The following is a 20,974-nucleotide window of genomic DNA, read 5'->3' as shown; positions in this document are numbered from 1 at the left end:
AAAAACACCTAGTTAGTATGTCTAGCTAGGTGTTTAGTATTTAAATTATCGTTCTCGCAAAATTAGTCTTCACCCTCTTCGGCATGCAATTCGAAAGTTAGACGGAGAATGTCATCCCCGGGATACTTGGCAACATAATCAATACGATTCCAATCTGCACGGGTAATAGTAGCTTTGGTTGCGGAATCCTTAAATTTACGTAGAACGAAGGCAACCTCTTTTTCACCGGCATTGTCTTTCCCAGCTGTAAAATAAGTCGTAATACCAGTGGTCTCAATAGCGCCTGTTACTGCCGAACCATCACCGTAAGCCGTTTCTTTTGGTTGAAAAATAGCGCCTGTTAAGCTATTGCCGGAATTTAATACAAAGGCACCGCCGGTCAAAAAGGCTTTGTATAAAGTGGCTGTTGCTTTATCTTTAATATATTGTCCCTGAATTTCCTGACCAGTGGCATCAAATTGTTTGAAGTCAATTTTATAAATTCCGTCTGGTTTAAGATGAGCGTGTCCAGCTAGTGCTTTGCCGGTATTGTCAAAGATAATAGTAGAAGGTTCTACATTCTCTTTATCGGCAAGATCATGGAAATGGTTGCCATGCACTGTACCTTTAACTTCCGTAAAAATAAGCTTATAGCTTGCTTTTACATCTGATGCTTGTATGGTCAAAGGAGATTCTACGGTCGTCGCATTTCCGGCCTTATCCGTCACTGTAAAGTGAAAATGATATTGGCCTGCAGGAACTTCAGATGGTATGTCGATGTGCTCATGGAAAGTCACATTTTTTTTGCCAACATATTTCTCGTCAGTATAAATTTTGGCAAATTTGAAGGATCCACCTTCCTGATGGATTTCGATCTCAATCTTGTCGATAAGCGCTTCAGCTACAATATCACCTTCAAGATGGAGGTCTGTTCCGGCTTTGACTGTTTTATTATTTTCAGATCCGATTTCTAGGGTGCCGATCGTAGGTTTTGTTGTGACAGGAATATCGGCGTTGTCTTTCTTACAAGAAGACAAGAAGCCAAAGAAAAGTGCTGTAAACAGGAATAAAAAGTGAATGTTTCGAGTTTTCATGTTCATTGGGTTTGTAGATTTTGTGATAAAAAAAATGACGTATTTTGTCTATTAAGTTGCTGTTATTCAATGATACGGACACTGATGCCACGCTGGATACTCCAGCCGGATTGATCCGTCACTTGGATCATAAAGTGATAGTTTCCGGGATCAACATCTGCAGGGACATCAATCTGAAATTGTGCATCATACTGTTGTGGTTGTCCTGGTATATTGACAGACTTGACCAGAACAAAGGGTTTGACGGGTTTCTTGATAGGCTCTAATGTACATTCCTCCACTTCGGTACTGTGTGAATGATGGTCAAAATTATGATGAACGTCAATACTGTAGCTGCCTAAGGCAACATTGTCGGATAGTTTTGCACGGAACGTAAAACTGGATCCACGTCTGATTTGGCTGCATTGTTTCGGAAAGGCAGTCGCTGCACTGATATCAATTGTTGGTTTTTCGGTATCAATATTTTCCTTATCCTTCGTACAAGCGATGGCAGAGGCCGCAATGAAGGCTATGATTCCATATTTTTTGAGTGTTTGCATATGTATATTTATTTTTATCATGATGAGTTAGTACTTGTGTATTTATTGTATCAATGAGTTTGTTAGCTTCGGTTTTGCTTTCCGAAAGGAATCCCAACAGATAAGATGATATTTCGTCCCTGTTCAGGGAGTGAGATCAATCGGTAGAAACTGGTGTGATCCATATATCTTGTGTCAAAAATGTTCTGAACTTGTAAGCGCAATTGAAGAACCGATTTGCCCAGGACCAGCTGTGTTCCTGCTCTGAAATTGAGGATTTGATAACCTTTTGTTTTTTCTTCGGGTGGGACAATATGCTTTTGGCTAGCTGTCCATTTGGAATCCAAAGAGAGGTAAGACTCCTTAAAATAGGTGCTACTTTTGGGCAACCAACTGAGATCCAATACAAGTGAAGGGGCAGGAGAAAAGGGTAATGTATAACCTTTCTTGCTGCCCGAAAGTTGTTCGGATCGAACATATTCACCCAATAATTCTACTTTCCAATGGGTTAACGGACGATACTCCACTTTTAGTTCAGCACCATAACGCCGTACTTTGCTTTGGGAATATTCAAATATTTGGTTGCCGGCACCGTAAAACTGGTCATAACCCGATGTAGGATTGAGATAGATGTAATTGGAAAAATAGTTGAAAAAAGGGGTGAAAGCAATATATGTATTTCCAGTGCGCCGAGCTACAGATAAGTCCATCTGGTAGGATTGTTCGGGAGAAAGGGACGCATCCCCCTTTTCATAACTGAAATAATGATAGTTCACACCATTGGCGGCCAGTTCTTGTGCAATAGGTACCCGAAAACTTTTACCAACGTTCAATTTTGCTTCCCATAAACCCATTTGCCGTGTTGCTCCAAGAGACCAAACAAGGCTATTGAAACTACGACGAAGTTCATCCGCTCTAACGATATTGGCAGATTGATTGTTTTCCAGTTTGGATGCAAACCAGTCCTGATAAGGCGAGCTGTGGATATTGCTGTAATCATAACGTAAGGCACCATAGAGTATGGTTTGTTCGTTTATTGGATACTGATCGTGGATAAATAAACCTAGTGCTTTTTGCCGATAAGCAGGAATAAGGAAGCTCCATCCATCGATATTGTTAAGTTGATACTCCGCATTACCTCCTATAGTGAGTCGATGTGCAGCCATGATAAATTCATCTTTTACTGTCATATGATAGATCTCTTTATCATACAGTCGTTCGAGATTCATCGGAATGGTCATGTCCTGCGGGTAAACTGGAGGCATATACCCATGTGCCGTATAGTTGTTGAATTCCTGGCGATAATTTCTTTGGTAACCCAGATCCACCCAGATCTTATGGGCGTCCTGAGCAATGTAGTTTCGGCTAATGAGTTTAAAATGATTAACATGTTGACTTGGATAGAGGATATCGCGATCAGAAAGGTCATAGAGCGCTGTATCTACACCCCGTGGCTCTAAACCATGCGCATTGGCGAAAAATCCGATTTTAGTATGGTAATTACTCAGATAAAAGATAGAGGAAAATCGATCGGAGACATAACCGCCTCGAAGTTGAAAACTGGTCTCTTGTCCTGCGGTATTACGAACCTGTCGATCTTTTAACCGGACAGCATAGTTGTAAACATATACCGTGTCGGTCGGTACACGATAGTCGGCGTAGCCCAAATGTGTTACCCCGCCACCAAAAACCCAGTTACCATTCCTACCCTGTAGTTGTAGCGAACCTCCATAGGTGGCATTATTGGATCTGGTCAATAGATTGACATGACCTTTCAATCCGTTTTCTTGGAGTTCTGTTGGCGAGGACAAACGGATGACGCCTCCAATAGCATCCGATCCATACATAAATGAACTGGCACCTTTAATAATTTCAGCAGTGCCAATGCTGTATTGGTCAATTTCCAGCCCATGATCCAGCCCCCATTGTTGTCCTTCATGCTTAATTCCATTTTCTACAGTGGCTACCCGATTAAAGCCGAGGCCTCGGATTTGGGGTTTAGATTGACTTGCACCAATGCCTATGGCATTGACACCTGGAAGTCGGCTTAACGTTTGCATCAAACTGCCCGCCTGATATTTCTGTAATGAATCACTTGTCAGAACGTCTATGGACATTGCCCCTTCAGCTGATTTTTTATAGCGTCCTCCTTCAATATATACCTCCTTTAACCCAATTGTCTTTGTTGCTTTTTCTTGCGCACAAGCGGGATGTAAGATACTATAGGTAAATAGAAGTGAGAAAATCGTACGTCTGTTCATTAACTGAGTTGGGTTTGTTATAAATTTTATGTTGCAATTAAGTTGCAACAAATATAAATAAAGAAATATTAAAAGCAACTATGTTGCGAAATATAGCTGCAGGAATAAATCCCTGAATTCAGTGATAAAAAAAATATTTTAACTCAACTATCTTTGGCTAAGTTGATTAGGTTATTGTAAAGAAGCAGGCGGAATGTGTAAACGAAATAAGGGGTAGGGGACGTTTATAAATAAAAAGACACGTAAACCATAAAATATAACAACAATGATGAAACAATTTATAACAGGCATCTTGACCGTAGCGGTGCTGACGATCTCAAGTTGTGGTTCAGGAGTGAAGGATCCTGCGACGTATAACAATTCAATTATCACTGTCATCAATGGAAGTGAAAAGCATATTGAAGCGATGAATGCTGCCATGAATGCCGCCGATTATGCAAAGGCGGAACAGGTACGCGCGGATTGGGGAAAATCCCTGGACGATGATATTAAAAAAGTAGAAGATTTAGGTGATTTTAAAGGTGATGCCAGCTTTCAGAAAGCGGTGCTCGAGGGGCTGAATGGTTACAAAAAAATTGTGACCGAGGATTATCCAAAGCTGATCGAATTGCGTAAAAGCAAAACCCCTGACGCGACTACAGAATCGGCATTGCTTAATAATATAAATAAAGCCTTTGAAAACATGAGCACTGGAGTGAACAAAGCTTCTACTGAATTTGAGGGTAAACATAAAGGGTAAGGTCTAATTTTAAGCAGATAAAATGAGCTGTTCCAAATATTTTGGGCAGCTTTTTTTTATAAATCAGCATATTGATCGGTTGTCGATGTTCGCTATAAGTTTGTCATTTGCCATGGCATAATTCTGACAGGATAAAATAGCAATCACTCCGAGAAACAGATTTACTTAAGAAAGGTTAAAGCTGGAAGAATTATAGCTGAATCATGTATTTTTATGTAGCTTTACAGGTATAAATAGTGGTTTATGAGACTGATATCAAATTTTAGGATTGTTTTTTTCTTATTTTTTTTATGTAGTTCAGCTGTAGTACAAGCGCAAAAGGATGAAAAAAATGTAGATTACCTCGTATTGATGAATGCGGATACGTTGTATGGAAAGATCTCTTCGGTTAAGGATCGTAAGCTAAAATTTGAGAACCTACAAAAGGAAAAGTTGACTTTTACCCCCGATCAGGTGTTTCGTGCTTATTGGCAATCCAAAAAGAAGGTGTATGCACCATCCTATGTAGAAAATGGGCTGGATCCCGTTCCGGGGACTTCTCCGCAGACCTATCAGATCCGAAAGGCACAAGACCTGGAACCGACTTTTGCAGAAGTGCTTGTCGATGGCGAAATTATGGCCTACTTTGTTTCCGAATTACATTTTGGAGGCAGTGGTGGAATGATGATTGGTAGTGGTGGAGCTGCACCAATGATTGGTGTCGGATTTACGAAGTCAAAATATGCTTATGCGCTCAAGAAAGCAACAGGTGAGGTGATTGAAATAAACAGTAATTCGAGTGGCTTATTTAGTGGAAATAAAAAGAAACGCACACTGACATTGGGGCGTCTGATAAATGATGAACCGGAATTATTTGCCGAATTTGAAAAAGAACAGAAATATAATTATGATGTATTTATCAAATATATTATGAAATACAATGAGTTACAGCGCGCGAAAGAATCTCCGTTGGATTCATCCAGGTTGTTTATTTATTAACGTTTATCTAGTTACATTTCGATAAAAAAGAAAAATATGGGGCTTATTATTTTTATTGTACTGACCATTATCGCAGCTTATGGTTTTTGGCTTTTATTTGGAAAGGCGGGACGTCGTGGTTGGGAAGGTATTGTTCCGGTTTATAGTCAATGGATTCAAGGGCAAATCACCAATAGACCTGTTTGGTATATTGTGTTGTTGATCGTTCCCATTGTGAATGTCTTTGTCTTTTATAATTTATACCTCGATTTTATCCATTGTTTTGGCAAAAGAAGATTTTGGGAAAATTGCGCTGCGGTATTGATACCTTTTATCGTATTACCGCTATGGGGGCGAGATAAAAATGTTCAGTTTCTCAATGGAATTTATGCCAAAAAGCTTAAAATGGCATCCGGCGAAGGAAAGGTAATGACAAAGGAAATCCAGCTGGACCTGCTGCACGAGTCCTACAATGAATTCAAAGTCAAGTATCCCTATAAGAAATCCATGATCCGTGAATGGGCGGATGCGATCGTTTTTGCAACCGTTGCAGCAACACTGATCCGAGGTTTCCTACTGGAGGCCTTTATGATCCCTTCGGGGTCCATGCAGCAATCACTTTTGATCGGTGACTATTTATTTGTGAGTAAATTGAATTATGGACCACGTATCCCTAATACACCTATTGCATTTCCTTTTGCACACCACACAATGCCCGTTATTGGTGGAAAAGCTTTCTCGGAGCTGATTGAACTTCCCTACAAGCGGCTTCCAGGTTTCCAGCAGATCAAGCGGAATGATGTTATCGTATTTAATGCACCAGCAGGGGATACTGTTGCGATAGAGAATCAAGACCAACCTTATTATGATTTGGTGCGCTCAATGGGTTATGAGGCCGTACACCAGCAATTTACCATTAAAACACGTCCTGTGGATAAAAGAGAGCATTTGATCAAACGTTGTGTTGGAATGCCGGGTGATAAAATCAGTATGAAAGAGGCTGTATTATACGTAAATGACCAACCTGGTTTTGTCGCACCAGAAAGTCAGATGGATTATATCGTGATGACCGATGGGACAGAGTTGGATGAACAACGAATGAAAGATATGGGCATCGAGATAAAGATGCTTCAACCAGGAGCCTATATTGTTTTTCTAACCCAAGAGCAGGCTCAAATGGTGAAATCATGGTCGAATGTCAAATCCATGCAGATGGACATCGCTAAGCCAGGGGAAGCGCAGATCAACACGTTTCCAAATGATCCGCAGTACAAATGGAATTATGATAATTTTGGGCCTTTTGTGATTCCGAAAAAGGGGATGAAAGTTATTTTAAATGCACAGACCTTGCCTCTTTACGAGCGCGCCATTCGGGTTTATGAGCATAACCGATTAGAGAAGAAAGCTGATGGCTTATACTTGAATGGTAGCAAGACGGATTCATACACCTTTAAAATGGATTACTATTGGATGATGGGGGACAACAGGCATAATTCGTTGGACGCAAGGGATTGGGGCTTTGTTCCAGAGGATCATATTGTGGGTAAAGCCTTATTTACCTGGATGAGCTGGAATACAAATGGAAAGGGGCTTTCTAAAATACGTTGGAACCGGATTTTCAAGGGTATTCATTAAATGGACAAAAATAAAGTGCAAGGAAAAGGGGATGGTCGTACAGGACCATCCCCTTTCTATTTATATTGCTTTTTCTACTTGTTTATTTTTTCAAACAGCGAACTTGAACTGCCGCATTTTGATTGAGCGATGCAATTTGTGTGAAGCCAGTAGTACCTTGTGTTCCTGTCAGAAGTAATTTGCCTAGCCATGCTGTGTTTTTAGGAACAATCTTGGTAATTATGGTATGATTCTTACCAAGATATGATTTGCTCTTTAAATTTCGTTGAATTTCGATTTTTCCGTATTTAATTGATCTGAAATAAGGTGTATTTTTAAAGATTTCTATTTTAATTTTAAAATCACGAGCTAGTTTGGAGTTCTTCATGTTGTCCTAATAGTTAAATATAGTATTTATTTTTATCCCTTTCTTTCTTTCTTTTTGCAGATAGCTTTTTGTGTTAATTATCCTTAGTGAAATGGGTTATTTTTAATTGTATCTCATTATATAGCACTTTTGTATTGTATTTTAATCAATCGATTGCGTGAATTTTACGCAATCGATTGAGATGTTTTATATGATAAAATATGTCGTAATTATTATTTTATTGTCACGTAATTTTTGTGTGACTAAAATTTTTGATCTACCTTCACTAGCACTAACACTAAATTAATATGAAGAGAATCCTACCTATGATTACTCTCGTGTTGTTGTCTTATTTCCATGTTTTCGGTCAATCAATCCCAGTGGAGGGGATCGTTCGAGGTGGCAAAGGGCAACCGTTGGCGGGCATGACCGTCACCGAACGAGGTACAACAAATCAAGCGTCGACGAACCAGCAAGGTTCGTTCACCTTATCCGTAAAAAGCCTTCCAATTACATTGGTTTATTCTGGTGTCGGCTATAAAAAGCAAGAAGTTCGGGTTACAACGCAGCAAGCTCCGTCGGTGGTCCTTTCGAGTGACGATTCATCATTGGGTGAAGTTGTTGTTGTCGGGTATCAAAAACAATCGGTCAAAAAGACAACCAGTGCTGTCCAAGTGATTTCGGGCAAGTCCATTGAAGATCTGCCTGCGCCAAGTTTCGAAAGTCTGTTACAAGGACGCGTAGCAGGGGTCAATATTCAAAACTTTACAGGTGAGCCTGGAGCAAGGAATACTTTCACCGTTCGTGGAAATACGACAATATCTCCAGATCTAAATTCTGAAGTCGACCTGGCAAATACCATGAGCTCTCCATTATATATTATTGATGGTATGCCATTATCTGTGTCTGATTTAGGTGGTTCTTCTGCGACAGGAACAAATTATATCGCTGGTATTAATATCAATGATATTGAAAGTATTGTCGTCCAGAAAGATGCGGCAGCAACAGCAGTATGGGGTTCTCGCGGGGCGAATGGTGTAATTGTAATTAAGACGAAACGAGGCCGGGTGGGAATTCCATCTATCCGAGCTTCTTATTACAGAGGAATTACAGAGCGCCCTCAGTTGCAGAGAACACTAGGTGGTGCTGCTGAAAGACGGACAAAGATGGATATTCTAAGCCAATATGCTTCTTGGAGTCAAATGGGTGGATTTACACAGCCTTTGACAGATAGTTTAAACAGTAGCTATAATAATGCTACGGATTGGCAGGACCTATTTTATACCACGGGCAATATCGATAATGCTGATGCGAGTATTTCTGGTGGAAGTGAGTCGGTTAACTATAGATTGTCTGCTGGATATTATAACGAAGACGGTGTTGTCCGTAACACTGGTTTTAAACGCTATTCAATTAGAGGAAACTTTGGATTCACGCTCTCACCAATTATCAAATCGGATTTTATGGTATCAGCAGCAAGGATTAACCGCAAACGTGGACTCGGTAGAGGTATTGATCAAGTTGTTCCTGTTAACCAGGGAGAGATGCCTTCTTCTTTTGTTGGTCTTGGCCAAGCGGATTATGATTTCTATCTGGGTCAATATGATAAATTGAAAGATGATAATCAGACCGATAATATCAATATATTCTCAAAAACCTATGTAGACATTATTGATGGCTTGCAATACTCATTGGAGGGGTCTGTACAAGCAAATCTCGATAGTAGAAACCAATTTCAACCTAGAGAACTTAATCAGGGAATCAATTATGCTGCATCAACTGGCAGAAATGCATATACCTATAATATCGCGAACGTTCTGAATTATATCAAAACATTTAACGATAAACATACAATTAATTTAACGGCATTACAGTCCTTTCAATATGATAAACAGCTATCTCACAAAACGGAAGGGTTTAATCTGCCTACAGACGATATTCATGTCATCCAAGGTGTTGCGACTAAGGACTTAATCGCAAGTACCAATAAAGTTGAGTCTGGACTTCTATCCTATATGGGACAGTTTTCTTATGATTATAAGTCACGTTATATTTTCAATGCATCTTGGCGTGCAGACGCATCTTCAAGATTTGGCGTCAATACTAAGTGGGGATCTTTTCCTGCATTGTCTGGAGCTTGGGTTATTTCCGATGAGAGTTTTATGGAAAAATTTGACTGGGTTAACCTGTTTAAATTAAGAGGGAGCTGGGGAAGGTCAGGTGTACTACCTGAGGATTTTTATGCACCATATAATGTTTGGGCATTGTCATCCGATACTTACAATGGTACAACATTCGCTGTGCCATCATTTGCCAAGCCATTGACTTTAAAGAATTTGACCTGGAATAAATCAGAGCAAACAAATATTGGATTCGACTTAGGACTTTTCAATGATCGTCTAACTGTAACGTTCGATGCCTATAGAAAGGTGCTTAAGGACCCAATTATGGGATTTTCATTCCCGTACTACACCGGTTACACAAAGTTATCGTTTAATGTTCCAATGTCAGTTTATAATGAAGGTATTGACCTGACTATTATGACTAAAAATTTATCTAAGACAAGTGCATTGCAATGGAATACAAACCTAAACATGACTTTTAATAAAAATAGAATTGGTTCATTGCCATTTGGCGACCGTAGTTTCTATGCAGACTCTAGGGGATATAATCAACAGTTATTGTACACGGTAGGTAGCCCGATATATCGCTGGGCTCAAATGTTGTATCAAGGCGTATATTCACATCAGGATCAGATCCCTGTAAATCCGGTAACAGGAAAACCGCTCACTGTTTTTAAAGGAAATTACCCTGTTAAACCGGGCTATCCGATTTGGACAGATGTAAATCAAGATTGGGATACGTGGAGCGATGAGGATAAAGGGGCTGCAGACGGTGACTTAATGTTGACAGGTAATCCTAATCCACGTATTACAGGTGGTCTGTATAATGAGTTTATATACAAAGGTTTTTCGATCAGTATGTTAAATACCTTTACGATTGGTCGTGATATTATTAATAACTTAAAAAGTAACCAGTTCAATGCTATTGGTGGAAATGTAACTAAATTCACCAATAATAGGTTGCCTGACTTAGAAGGTCTGGATTACTGGACTCCAGAAAAGGCCAAAGATCCTAATTATCAAGCGAATTTTCCATCGATATCTCCCTACGGAAGTTATTTCTATCAATACCTTCCATTTAGTACTATGTTTAATGAAAATGGAACCTATTTCAAAATCAAAACAATCTCTGTTGGATATCTTCTGCCAAAACATATCGTAGAAAGGTTAAAAATAGGTGCACGAAATATTAGATTCTACGGTATGCTGGATAATCTTCACACGTTTCAGAAAGCTTCTGTACCCGATGCTGAATTGGTAACGCCTCAGGGTGAGTACAGTGGTGGAGCGTATCCTTTACCTAGAAAATATACAATTGGTTTAGAAGTTAACTTTTAAAAGCGATCAAAATGAAATTTAAATATATATTATCGTTAATCGGGATGTCGAGCCTCATATTTTTTAATTCCTCTTGTTCGAAATATCTCGATTTGAAGCCAGAAAATAGTACGTATGACGAGGTGTTTTGGAAAGATGGAGAAAATGTGAATAGGGCAACTTTGGGTGCGTATGCGCTATTACGCAATTCACTCCGGGCAGATCGATCTTACTTTATATTCGGCGATATTGCGTCCGGAATAGTACACCCTGGAACTGATGATTGGAATATGAATGACTTCTCAAGGTCAGGAGGCTATAAATTTAGTTATGCTCCTTACCTGGAAGGTAGTTTGTGGAACTGGACACGTTTCTATGGTGTGATTAATCAATGTAATTTAATTGTTGAGCAAGCCGAGGCGATGGATATCAAATTGTTTGAAGGTGGGGAAGAAGAGAAGAAGGGCTATATTTCAAATGCTCGATTCTTAAGGGCATACACCTATTTCTATATGCAGCGTGTTTGGGGGGATGTGCTATTGGTCAAAGAGACTTTTAAAGATCCCCAAAATATCCCCGATATGACCAGAACGCCAGAAAAAGAGACTTTGGCGTTTTGTAAGGAAGATTTATTATATGCCATAGCTAACCTTCAGCAAAATTCAACGAAGAGTTTTGCCTCTAAAGGAGCGGCCAATGCCTTGATGGCAGAGGTTTGTGCTTGGGAACACGATTATGTTAATGCTGAAAAGTACGCGAACGAGACGTTAAAACTTGGATATGCTTTAGAAGACGTCAAAGATTATCGCAAGATATGGCAGGGTAATTCTAAAGAGTCGATCTTTGAATTGAATATGCTGTATAGTGAGAGTGGAAATGAATTCACTGAAGATTTCTTTAGTAGATTTTTGTCAAGTGCCAGTATCCCAGGTAAAGGCAGTGGTTCCGTGTGGAAGATTGAATCAGAATTTCTTGAAACAGAGTTTGATGAGCCTGAAGCAAGATTAGATTCCATGTCAATGCCGTTCCCAGATAATGCGCAGGTGAAAACTATTCGCAAATATGATCACGTTGTCGAGTATAGAGAAGGGAAGTACGCGGTTAGTAATAATCTGGTATTAATTCGTCTTGCAGATATTATTTTATTGAGAGCAGAGGCTTATTATAAGAATGGTAAGGCAGCATTGGCATTAAATGACCTAAATACAATTAGAAAGCGAGCAGGGCTCAAGGAGATACAAGTTTCTGGTGAAGAATTGTTTAAAGAAATATTCAGAGAACGGAGAAGGGAGCTCATTGGAGAAGGGGTCATTCAATTTGATTTGATTCGGATGAATATGTTTGAGCAACTTGATGAATATTCGGCTTATTATTCGGCAGATAGAATTGCTAACAAAGGATACTATTGGCCATTGGATATGCGCAACTTATTGCCTCAGAACGAATTGTTGACGCAGAATCCGTGGTGGAAAAATCATTAATTAGAGAAATCATGAAAAAAATTATTGTAAATATAGCTTGCCTATTGGGAATTATAGTAGCTATTAGTTCATGCAAAAAGAACGATTATTTTGTTGGTGGTGACCTCCATAATCCAAAGATTAATATGACTACCTATGATTGGATGAAGAGCAACAAATATGGCGTTTTTGATACGGTACTAATGCTGATCGATAAGGCGGGTGTGAAGGATAAGATCAATGCGCAGGGCATTACTTTTTTTGCGCCAACAGATTATGATGTTTATAACTATGTGCAGGCTCGGACGAAACAAGTTCAAAAAGTAGACCCCAAAAAAATGTGGACAGTAGACTCAATTATGAAATATGAATTGGGACGATTTGCAGATTCTATTGATATGTATATCACAAAAGAACAATTGACAAATGATAGACTAATAGCTGCAGGTAAAAAATATAAAAATAATAAAGGAGGCAATTTTATCATTTCGTATGAAGAAACACGAGATCCTGCATTGGGTTATAATGAAAACTCTACTGTAATTCCAAGGGTAGTATTGTTTACCTATCTGTATCAGACTATTGGTGATGTTTTTGATGTGAAATCAATTGTTCCACCTGTTGGTAGCCGTACATTAGTCCAAACTTCTAATGCGCAGACGACTACAGGTGTGGTACATGTATTAAGTAATTCACATGTTTTATTCTATTATCGTTAATGACTATGAAAAGTAAATTAATATATACTATCGGACTTGTGGCACTTGCCCTAGTAGGATGTAAAAAAATACCAGAAGGTAACTTGAGCGACATTATACGTTATGAAACGCTCCCTATAGAAATTCAAATGGGAAGATCTACGGTTTCAACAGCAATAAATCCTGCAGGCTCTAGCAAGCCTATTGAAGTCAAATTGTTGAAAGTATATCAGAAAGAAACAGGGAAGGATGTAACAGATATTTTCTTACAAACATTTCCTATTAAAATCTGGAAAAAACTATACGATTCTAAAGTGGATACTACATTGGATTTGATTGCTGCAAAACAAAAAGATACTGTAATGGCGGCTTTAAGTATAAATAAATTTTCAGGAGCAGTTGAGGCAACTCCAAATACCCTGAAGCTTCCAAAGGGTAACTATGTTTTTGATCTCGAAATAAAAAATGCGGTTGGAACCAGAGTATACCCAGCGATCGGTGAGTTTTCACTGGTTGAGGCGCCTTACTTCGATGTCCCGGCTGTTAGATCTACTGTTGCTATGAAGGTGGGGGCGGAAACGACCACGAAATCTATCCCAAGCAATGCGAGCCATATTAAAGTGACTTATTTGGGACTTGGAGAAAATAAAGTCGTTGTGAAAATAGTTGATAAAAACGGTCTTCCATTTAATCCTAAAAAAGGTGAAATAGCGAGACGTCCGAATTCGGGGACCGCCGGAGGCTTTTTACAGACAATGCAAGATTACTCCATTTCAACTACGTTATTTGATGATCGGATGGAGTTTGTTTATGGTGTGTTGCCTTTCCCATTGGTGTCATTGGGCAACGGGTTTAATTATTATTACCGAATTCCAGCGCCTTATGTTAAATTTGATGATAGTCTAGACTTGCCTTATAATACTTATTCATGTAATGCGAGATTTTCTTTTCAAGCATTTGTCCCAGGGACATATCAAGTGGAGGTTATAGTTCCGCAGGTGACAAGGGTGAATTAGTTATCATATGCTATTATATGAAAAGGAGGTGTGCTTTTGTATACCTCCTTTTCATATAATAGAATCATTGTTTTTTATGTGGTTGAACAATGTAGATTTTAGATCTGTTGAATAGAAAATTGAACAAATTAGATGTATACCAGTTAATGGCTAAATTAAAGATATAACCAAAATAATCATCGATATGATAAATAAATTTATGGCCTTAGGGGCCGGTCTATTGTTGAGTGCCAATCTAATGGCACAATCTGCTCAGGATTTTAAGCAGACCTATGCGGATCTTTCTGTGTTCGAAGATGCATTCGCATTAAAATTAAAAAAAGGTATTAAGAAAAAGCAGATCGACCAGATTGGTGACACCACATTGCGCAGGGTAGCCTTAGCTATGCTAGATGGCAAATATAATAAGGAATATAGATATGCGACTTATTCTGCCTTACTGAATCCATCGACATTGGGTCATCAGTTGAGTATTGGTGATGGCTATAGTAAGTATGAGAATATAACTGGGGTATACCTTCCAAAAGGGCGGCATATTGTCATTGTGGATGGGATTGCAAATGGGAAAGAAGTCAACCTAGTGGTGCCAAATTGGTTGCGTAAAGCTCCGGATCCGACCAAACCTACAGAAGATCCGAAGGGCTGGGGATTAGAAAAGGAAGAATTTAGGCTGCATAATGGCGTGAATATTATCCAGCTCAACGATTTTGGAAGTTTAGCTTATATCGATTATTTCTCTGACCAACCTGAAAAAGAAAAACCTGTTACTGTACATTTTCCAACAGGACAGGTAAATGGATATTTTGATATAAAAAAACAGGGGAACAAAGAATGGGATAGTCTGATTGATCATGCAGTCTTTCCAATTATGGATGCAAAGGGCGAACATATACAAACAGCTTATCCTATAGAGGCAATGAAGAAATATGCCTATGGGAGAGGTGTTGAACTGATCAGTAATTATGATTCTTTAGTATTCAGACAGCATCGATTGATGGGTTTGGAAAAATATAAAAAAATTCCTAAGAATCGCATCCTTGCACGGGTAAATTATAATTACTACATGTTCCGTGATGGGGACGGTGTTGCCTATATGGGTGACAAAGTCGGTTATGCGATGGGTATGGTTGTCGATCCTGCTTCGGTAATTAAAGGAGATCCCTGCTGGGGGTTTAGCCATGAAGTAGGACATGTCCATCAAACGCGACCTATGTTCAATTGGGGTGGACTTGGTGAAGTGAGCAATAACCTGTTTTCTTTATATGTAACACGATCATTTGGTAATAAAACACGGGTTTCTGAGCAGGATAACTTTGAAAAGGCCAAATCCAGTATTATTGAGAAGAGAATTTCCTATTTATCCGATCCGGATGTGTTTAATCGTTTGATCCCTTTCTGGCAATTACAGTTATATTTTGAGGGAATTGGAAAACACCCAGATTTTTATGCGGATTTGTTTGAGGCTTTTCGTCAACAGAATAGCGTTAGACCTTCACGAAGAGGGCGTTCGGATTGGAGTTCCGATAGGATGATGGGCGAGCGAAATCCAGCTGTTCATCAATTAAACTTTGTTAAAACAGCATGTGAGGTTGCTAAAATAGATCTGACGGATTTCTTTGATAAGTATGGCTTCTTCTATATCGGTACATTGGAGTATGATGATTATGGAAAGTATACCTATACAATGACGCAGGAAATGGTTGATGAATGCAAGAAGGCTATTAAGAATATGAATTTGTCGCAACCTAAAGTAGATCTTACTACGTTAAGAGATAATTAGTATTGACGACGTATAGAACAAGAAACTCCGAATTGCGAAAAGTAATTTGGAGTTTCTTGTTTTAAGCCAATTCCTATAGTAATCAGCAGGTGACCTATGATCAGTTATTCACATTTTTTGCGATACAAATTCGGATCATTATCGATTTAAATATTTTGACCTTATAGCTTGCATCGCTGCTTTGATGCTAAACTTAGAAGAGCTTTCAATTTCGAATCACTTGGACTAGCCCACCCATTATCTCGTAAAAAATAATTCATAAAAGTATTTTACTGAAAACGTTTAGATTGTTAATTAAATAGAGAGATGAAGAGAACTTTTTTTATAAAATTATAAAACTACTTTGTTTATAGACAATGAGGAATAAATTGCGCAATCGTTTGTGTCGATTACGCAATCGATTTCGTTTAGTTGACCTCTAACCACTCTAAAGTTTTTATTATATCATTGTTACGTACTATCAATTATTAATAAGACCTAAAAGTCTAACAATTATTCAGAGCCGTTATATAGTTTTTATAAGCTAAATAGTGCCAATTTTTTTTTAAGCCTAAGACATAAAATCGAATGAAAAGACTATTTTGTTTTTTATTTCTTGTCCCTATGTGCCCAAATGTAAAGGCTAACCACCTTAATTTTTGGGCTTCAAAACAAGATACTTCTGAAATCAATGAGGTTGACAAGCGATTACTTAGAGGGCGACTGGCTACCTTATTGCAAAAACAAGGTGTTAGAGACAGTCTCAATTTAAGAAACGTTGAAACACTGCCTGTTGTCAGTATTCCAGAGGTTTTAAAAGGGCAAGTTGCAGGTCTCTACGTACAAGAAGCGACGGGAGAACCAGGAGCACCAAAGAATATGGTACTTCGGGGATTAGGATCGCCATTATTCGAAATCAAAGATGCGATTAATGTGCAACCAGCAGTATTTGTCAATGGAATACCTATCGCAAGAGACAACAACTTTGCCTACTCAATTCAGCAGTATCAGTTTAATCGTATTGGACCTGGAACCGACAACTTTGCAGGTATTGACCTAGCAACTGTAGAGTCTATCGAAGTGATAAAAGACCCGGTTAAATTAGCAAAGCTTGGACCGCTAGCGGCTAATGGGGCAATTTGGATCCTGACAAAACCAGGTAGAGAGGGGGAACGTCAAATTTTCATTAATACATATGTTGGGCTGGCAACAAAACCCGTAGTAACCCCCGTAAATGCCCAATATGAGAATATGTTCCGATCGGTATTCTATAACAAATATGGATCAGCTACTGACCGTTTGAATTACCCAGGATATCTGAGCGACTCGACTAATGTAAATTATTACGGGCCAGCTAATTGGAATGAGGAGTATTATAAAACTACACCGATCTATGGTGGAAGTTTAGGTATACGTGGTGGTAATGATCGTGCGAACTTTTCGTTCGTAGGAGGGTATACCAAGAATGCAAGTTCGGCTGATAAAACTAATATTGAGCGATACAATGCCTTGTTTAACGTCAATATGGCCCCTTTTAAATGGTTGAATTTTGGTGCCACAATCAATGCAAGCCGCAGTTTGAGAGATCGTAATCGCAGTTTGAGAGATCGATTTGGCGAAGCTTCTTATGTACCTGATTTATCTGTGCCAATTTCTCCAGGTAAGGATATGTATGCGCAGTATCTAGATATCTATAAAGCAGCTTTGGATAAGAATACGGTCAATTTCTTAAATTCGCTGGTAACATTAGATCTTTATTTTCTCAAGAACCTAAAATTTAATACTTCCTTGGGAATTGATTATTCTGAGGGTGCAAGACAAGCTTTTTTCCCAGGTTCATTGATGGAAACCAATAACTATATGTCAAGTTATTTTGGTTTTAATCAACGTTTGGTGTACAATAACCGCTTGGAATACAATCTCGAATTTCAAGAACAGCATAAATTGGACTTGACCTTAGGATCTTCTTATACACAAGACCTATACCGTTACAATTATGCACGTGCCTATGATGGACCAAACGATTTTATCAAGGTCAACGTTGTCGATGGCGATCCTCAAAAAGGAAGTTATTTAGTGCCAATTGGAGGGTTATATGTGAATAGGTACAGTAATCGCGAAGATTTTAGATTGCACTCCCTGTATTTGGCCGCCAATTATAAATATAAAAATCTCCTAGACTTGAATGCGGTATTACGTTATGATGGTTCTTCAACAATGCAGCCTGATTCGCGTTGGTTGATGACGCCGTCATTTGCTGCGAAATATCATTTGATTCCCGAAAATGAGGACAATTTATTTAACCATTTAGGTGTAAAGGCCTCCTGGGCGCGAATTGGGAAACCAGTGTTTACAAGTAAATTTGCCATTGGCCCAAATTATACCGCTGATCTAAATTGGGGGTCCGAAAAATCCTTGGTGTCCTATAATGGTTTTGCCGTTGCATCCAGACCTTATTCAGAAGGTTGGGTAGGTTACGATATCAAATGGCCTTTTACAGATCATGCCGAATTGACCGTTGATGGAACCTTATTGGAGAAAAAAATTGATTTTGAAGTCTCCTTATACCAAAAGAAAGATGTAAATCAATTGATTAATTCACCTATTCCTGCTGAGTATGGTTATTCTGGACAAATTGTTAATGGCTTAAGTGTAAAAAACACTGGGGTGGATCTCAATCTGTCTGCGAAAGTGCTGTCTAATCCTGAGACCTTGCAATGGAATACATCACTCAATCTAAATTACAATCAAAATAAATTGACGGCACTTCCAGGAGGACGCAAGCAATTGAAAGTGGGTAATCGTTTATTAAAAGTCGGCGAGGCCATTGATCAGTTTTGGTTGTACGAAAATCAAGGATCTTATGATACCGAGGGGAGTATCCCAGTTCAAAACGGTCAGAAAATACAGTTTGATGGGGTAGATTTTGCAGCGGGAGATCCCATCTGGAAAGATCAGAACGGAGATTTTAAAATCAATGACGAAGATCGTGTCCTGAAAGGAAATGCAATGCCTAAGCTGACAGGCTCATTTCAAAACTATTTCAAATTCAAAGGTTTTGACCTGAATATGCAATGGTATTTTGCACTTGGACATAAGGCCCTGAATCAACGTGCTTCCAATAAATATAACTTCGTCAATACCGAAAACACCAATTCATTGGATGGGATTCGCGAAGTATTTCATTGGCAGCAAGATGTTGATTTGAATAAATATCCGATTTATAATCCTTGGAGCCCGATTGTCGCCTACCGTGTGGATCAAGATCTGTTTCTGGAAAATGCTTCTTTCTTGAAGTTGAGATCCTTGACTATAGGCTACGATCTTGCTCAATTGAACAATGTAAAAGACAAGATGAAGACCATTCGTAGAGCTTACGTTTACGTTTCAGGTACCAATTTATTGACGATCTCTAAGTTCTCAGGAGCAGATCCCGAACTGATAGATTTTAATGGATATTATACAGGTTATGGACTACCATTGTCCCCAATGGTTTCCTTAGGCGTTAAGTTAGAGCTGTAATAATTTAATAGTAGAAAGAGTATGAAAAGATATAATCGATGGGCGGTAATGTTCCTGATGGCGCTGGGTATCACTGCTTTTACGAGCTCATGTAATAAAAAATTGGATATTGTCGCTTCCAATCTCGGATCCGAGAAACTGGAATGGCAATCTATATCTGATACGCGGGCGCACTTAATGGGCATCTACGGCCTAATGCGGGCAGCATTAGTTGATAACTATGGGCATTGGGTATACGGAGAAATCCGCTACGGCGACTTTACACCTTATTCACGCGCCGATCTTCGTGTCGTCCAAGAAAATAAACTGAGATCAGCTTATCCTTTACTTAAGAATCTTACGGACTGGCGTAGATTCTATGCAGTGATCAATGCAGCGTCACTTTTTATCGAACGTGCACCTGAGGTGATGGCGAAAGATAAGCGATACACAGAACGCGATATGAAATACGATGTTGCACAAGCACGTACAATCCGTGCCCTAATGTATTTCTATATGGTCCGTATCTGGGGCGATGTTCCGCTGTTAAAGGAATCTTATGATAATGGTTCCTTTGTGGAACTTGCGCGATCGACCGAAGCAACAGTTTTAGCTTTCGCGGAAACCGAACTATTAGCCGCTGCACAGGATTTACCTTACCGTTATGCTGTAGGGACACAGAGCTATTATGGCCAGACTTATAGTACATGGGTTGGTGTTTTGGTCAACAAAATAACAGCCTATTCCCTATTGGCACACGTAGCGGCATGGCAAGGAAAATACATCAATGCGGAGGTATATTCGCGATTTGTTATCGACAACTATTCACAAGCGAATCTTGAACTATTGACCACATCAGCATTGGTGAATCCGACCGATGGTCTATTTGGGCCAAGTACAAGAGCACAGATCTTAGCGATTCGCTCTTCATACGAATTGGGCGAAGCGACGAATACAGGCCATATCGAATCATTGACTTTAGGTTATCCGATTGTCACCAAAGCTAAACCAGATATCTATGTGAGCCGTGACACGATCAATAAATTGTTTGATGACGTCAACGACACGCGTTTTGGTATTGACTCCGTATCAGGATTAGTACGGACGAATTACTTTACCAACTACAACGGTGATATTCCGATTTTTAGTAAGATCAAGGTCATCCGTAATGGTAATGGTGATTCTGATTTTTCCATTTTTGGATCGAACTTAGTTTTTACCCGCCTTGAAGAGATCTACTTACTGCAAGCAGAAGCAAAAGCTGTACTCAATCAGCGTGATGATGCCATTAAGTACCTCAATGTGATTAAAGAGCGTCGCGGTCTAAAACCCTATATCAGCAACTCGCCAAAAGACTTATTGGAAGAAATCTTTCTAGAGAGAAGACGGGAATTGATGGGAGAAGGCTGGAGATGGTACGATCAAATACGCCTGGCAAAGATTAAGAAAAATAATCCTGTGATGAACGATTTGATTCAGAAAGGTGGAATCTATTGGCCGATCTCCTCGGATGTTCTGGAAAGAAACTCCAAACTGGTGCAAAACTCATATTGGAAATAATAGAATAGATA

14 protein-coding genes are annotated in these 20,974 nt (G+C 39.1%); 10 read left to right on the top strand and 4 right to left on the bottom strand.

Annotated elements, in window-relative coordinates; translation table 11 throughout:
* Positions 1-62 precede the first annotated feature (62 nt).
* The 3 genes from DFQ12_RS21165 to DFQ12_RS21155 all read right to left on the bottom strand — a co-directional run bounded on the left by DFQ12_RS21165 (position 63) and on the right by DFQ12_RS21155 (position 3,852).
* Complete coding sequence (locus DFQ12_RS21165) at positions 63-1,073, bottom strand: DUF4625 domain-containing protein (protein WP_120261060.1); 1,011 nt, start codon at positions 1,071-1,073, stop codon at positions 63-65.
* 62 nt (positions 1,074-1,135) lie between these two features.
* A complete protein-coding gene (locus DFQ12_RS21160) occupies positions 1,136-1,612 on the bottom strand; it encodes a DUF4625 domain-containing protein (RefSeq protein WP_120261360.1) in 477 nt (158 codons plus the stop codon).
* Between the two features lie 62 nt (positions 1,613-1,674).
* On the bottom strand, positions 1,675-3,852 hold the full coding sequence (locus DFQ12_RS21155; protein ID WP_120261059.1) for a TonB-dependent receptor: 2,178 nt from the start codon (positions 3,850-3,852) through the stop codon (positions 1,675-1,677).
* Positions 3,853-4,117: 265 nt separating this feature from the next.
* Between DFQ12_RS21155 and DFQ12_RS21150 the strand changes: the two genes are divergently transcribed.
* From DFQ12_RS21150 to lepB, 3 genes are all read left to right on the top strand, one after another.
* Positions 4,118-4,591 carry an LIC11966 family surface protein gene (locus DFQ12_RS21150; protein WP_244211816.1) on the top strand — a complete coding sequence of 158 codons (474 nt, stop codon included), beginning with the start codon at positions 4,118-4,120 and terminating at the stop codon, positions 4,589-4,591.
* 243 nt (positions 4,592-4,834) lie between these two features.
* Positions 4,835-5,569 (top strand): hypothetical protein, encoded by a 735-nt coding sequence (locus DFQ12_RS21145; RefSeq protein ID WP_120261058.1) that lies wholly within the window; start codon positions 4,835-4,837, stop codon positions 5,567-5,569.
* Between the two features lie 36 nt (positions 5,570-5,605).
* Entirely contained in the window at positions 5,606-7,183 is a 1,578-nt protein-coding gene (gene lepB / locus DFQ12_RS21140; RefSeq protein ID WP_120261057.1) for a signal peptidase I, read from the top strand.
* A gap of 82 nt (positions 7,184-7,265) precedes the next feature.
* Here lepB and DFQ12_RS21135 read toward each other — a convergent pair whose 3' ends face one another.
* Entirely contained in the window at positions 7,266-7,550 is a 285-nt protein-coding gene (locus DFQ12_RS21135) for a hypothetical protein (protein WP_120261056.1), read from the bottom strand.
* Between the two features lie 287 nt (positions 7,551-7,837).
* On the opposite strand from DFQ12_RS21135, the gene DFQ12_RS21130 reads away from it, so the two are divergent.
* The 7 genes from DFQ12_RS21130 to DFQ12_RS21100 all read left to right on the top strand — a co-directional run bounded on the left by DFQ12_RS21130 (position 7,838) and on the right by DFQ12_RS21100 (position 20,963).
* Positions 7,838-10,990 (top strand): SusC/RagA family TonB-linked outer membrane protein, encoded by a 3,153-nt coding sequence (locus tag DFQ12_RS21130; protein ID WP_120261055.1) that lies wholly within the window; start codon positions 7,838-7,840, stop codon positions 10,988-10,990.
* A gap of 11 nt (positions 10,991-11,001) precedes the next feature.
* On the top strand, positions 11,002-12,450 hold the full coding sequence (locus tag DFQ12_RS21125) for a RagB/SusD family nutrient uptake outer membrane protein (protein WP_120261054.1): 1,449 nt from the start codon (positions 11,002-11,004) through the stop codon (positions 12,448-12,450).
* Between the two features lie 11 nt (positions 12,451-12,461).
* Positions 12,462-13,148, top strand: a complete 687-nt coding sequence (locus tag DFQ12_RS21120) for a hypothetical protein (RefSeq protein ID WP_147420457.1) — start codon at positions 12,462-12,464, stop codon at positions 13,146-13,148.
* Positions 13,149-13,153: 5 nt separating this feature from the next.
* Positions 13,154-14,143, top strand: a complete 990-nt coding sequence (locus tag DFQ12_RS21115) for a DUF5007 domain-containing protein (RefSeq protein ID WP_167457326.1) — start codon at positions 13,154-13,156, stop codon at positions 14,141-14,143.
* A 184-nt stretch (positions 14,144-14,327) separates the two neighbouring features.
* Positions 14,328-15,923, top strand: a complete 1,596-nt coding sequence (locus tag DFQ12_RS21110; protein ID WP_120261051.1) for a M60 family metallopeptidase — start codon at positions 14,328-14,330, stop codon at positions 15,921-15,923.
* Between the two features lie 567 nt (positions 15,924-16,490).
* Positions 16,491-19,424: a SusC/RagA family TonB-linked outer membrane protein gene (locus DFQ12_RS21105; RefSeq protein ID WP_120261050.1), complete on the top strand. Its 2,934-nt coding sequence runs from the start codon at positions 16,491-16,493 to the stop codon at positions 19,422-19,424.
* A 21-nt stretch (positions 19,425-19,445) separates the two neighbouring features.
* Positions 19,446-20,963 (top strand): RagB/SusD family nutrient uptake outer membrane protein, encoded by a 1,518-nt coding sequence (locus DFQ12_RS21100; RefSeq protein ID WP_120261049.1) that lies wholly within the window; start codon positions 19,446-19,448, stop codon positions 20,961-20,963.
* Positions 20,964-20,974: the final 11 nt, after the last annotated feature.

Source organism: Sphingobacterium detergens, assembly GCF_003610355.1.
Taxonomy (GTDB): domain Bacteria; phylum Bacteroidota; class Bacteroidia; order Sphingobacteriales; family Sphingobacteriaceae; genus Sphingobacterium; species Sphingobacterium detergens.
The sequence above is the reverse complement of the archived record's forward strand: the minus strand, read 5'-3'. Positions and strand labels throughout refer to the sequence as shown.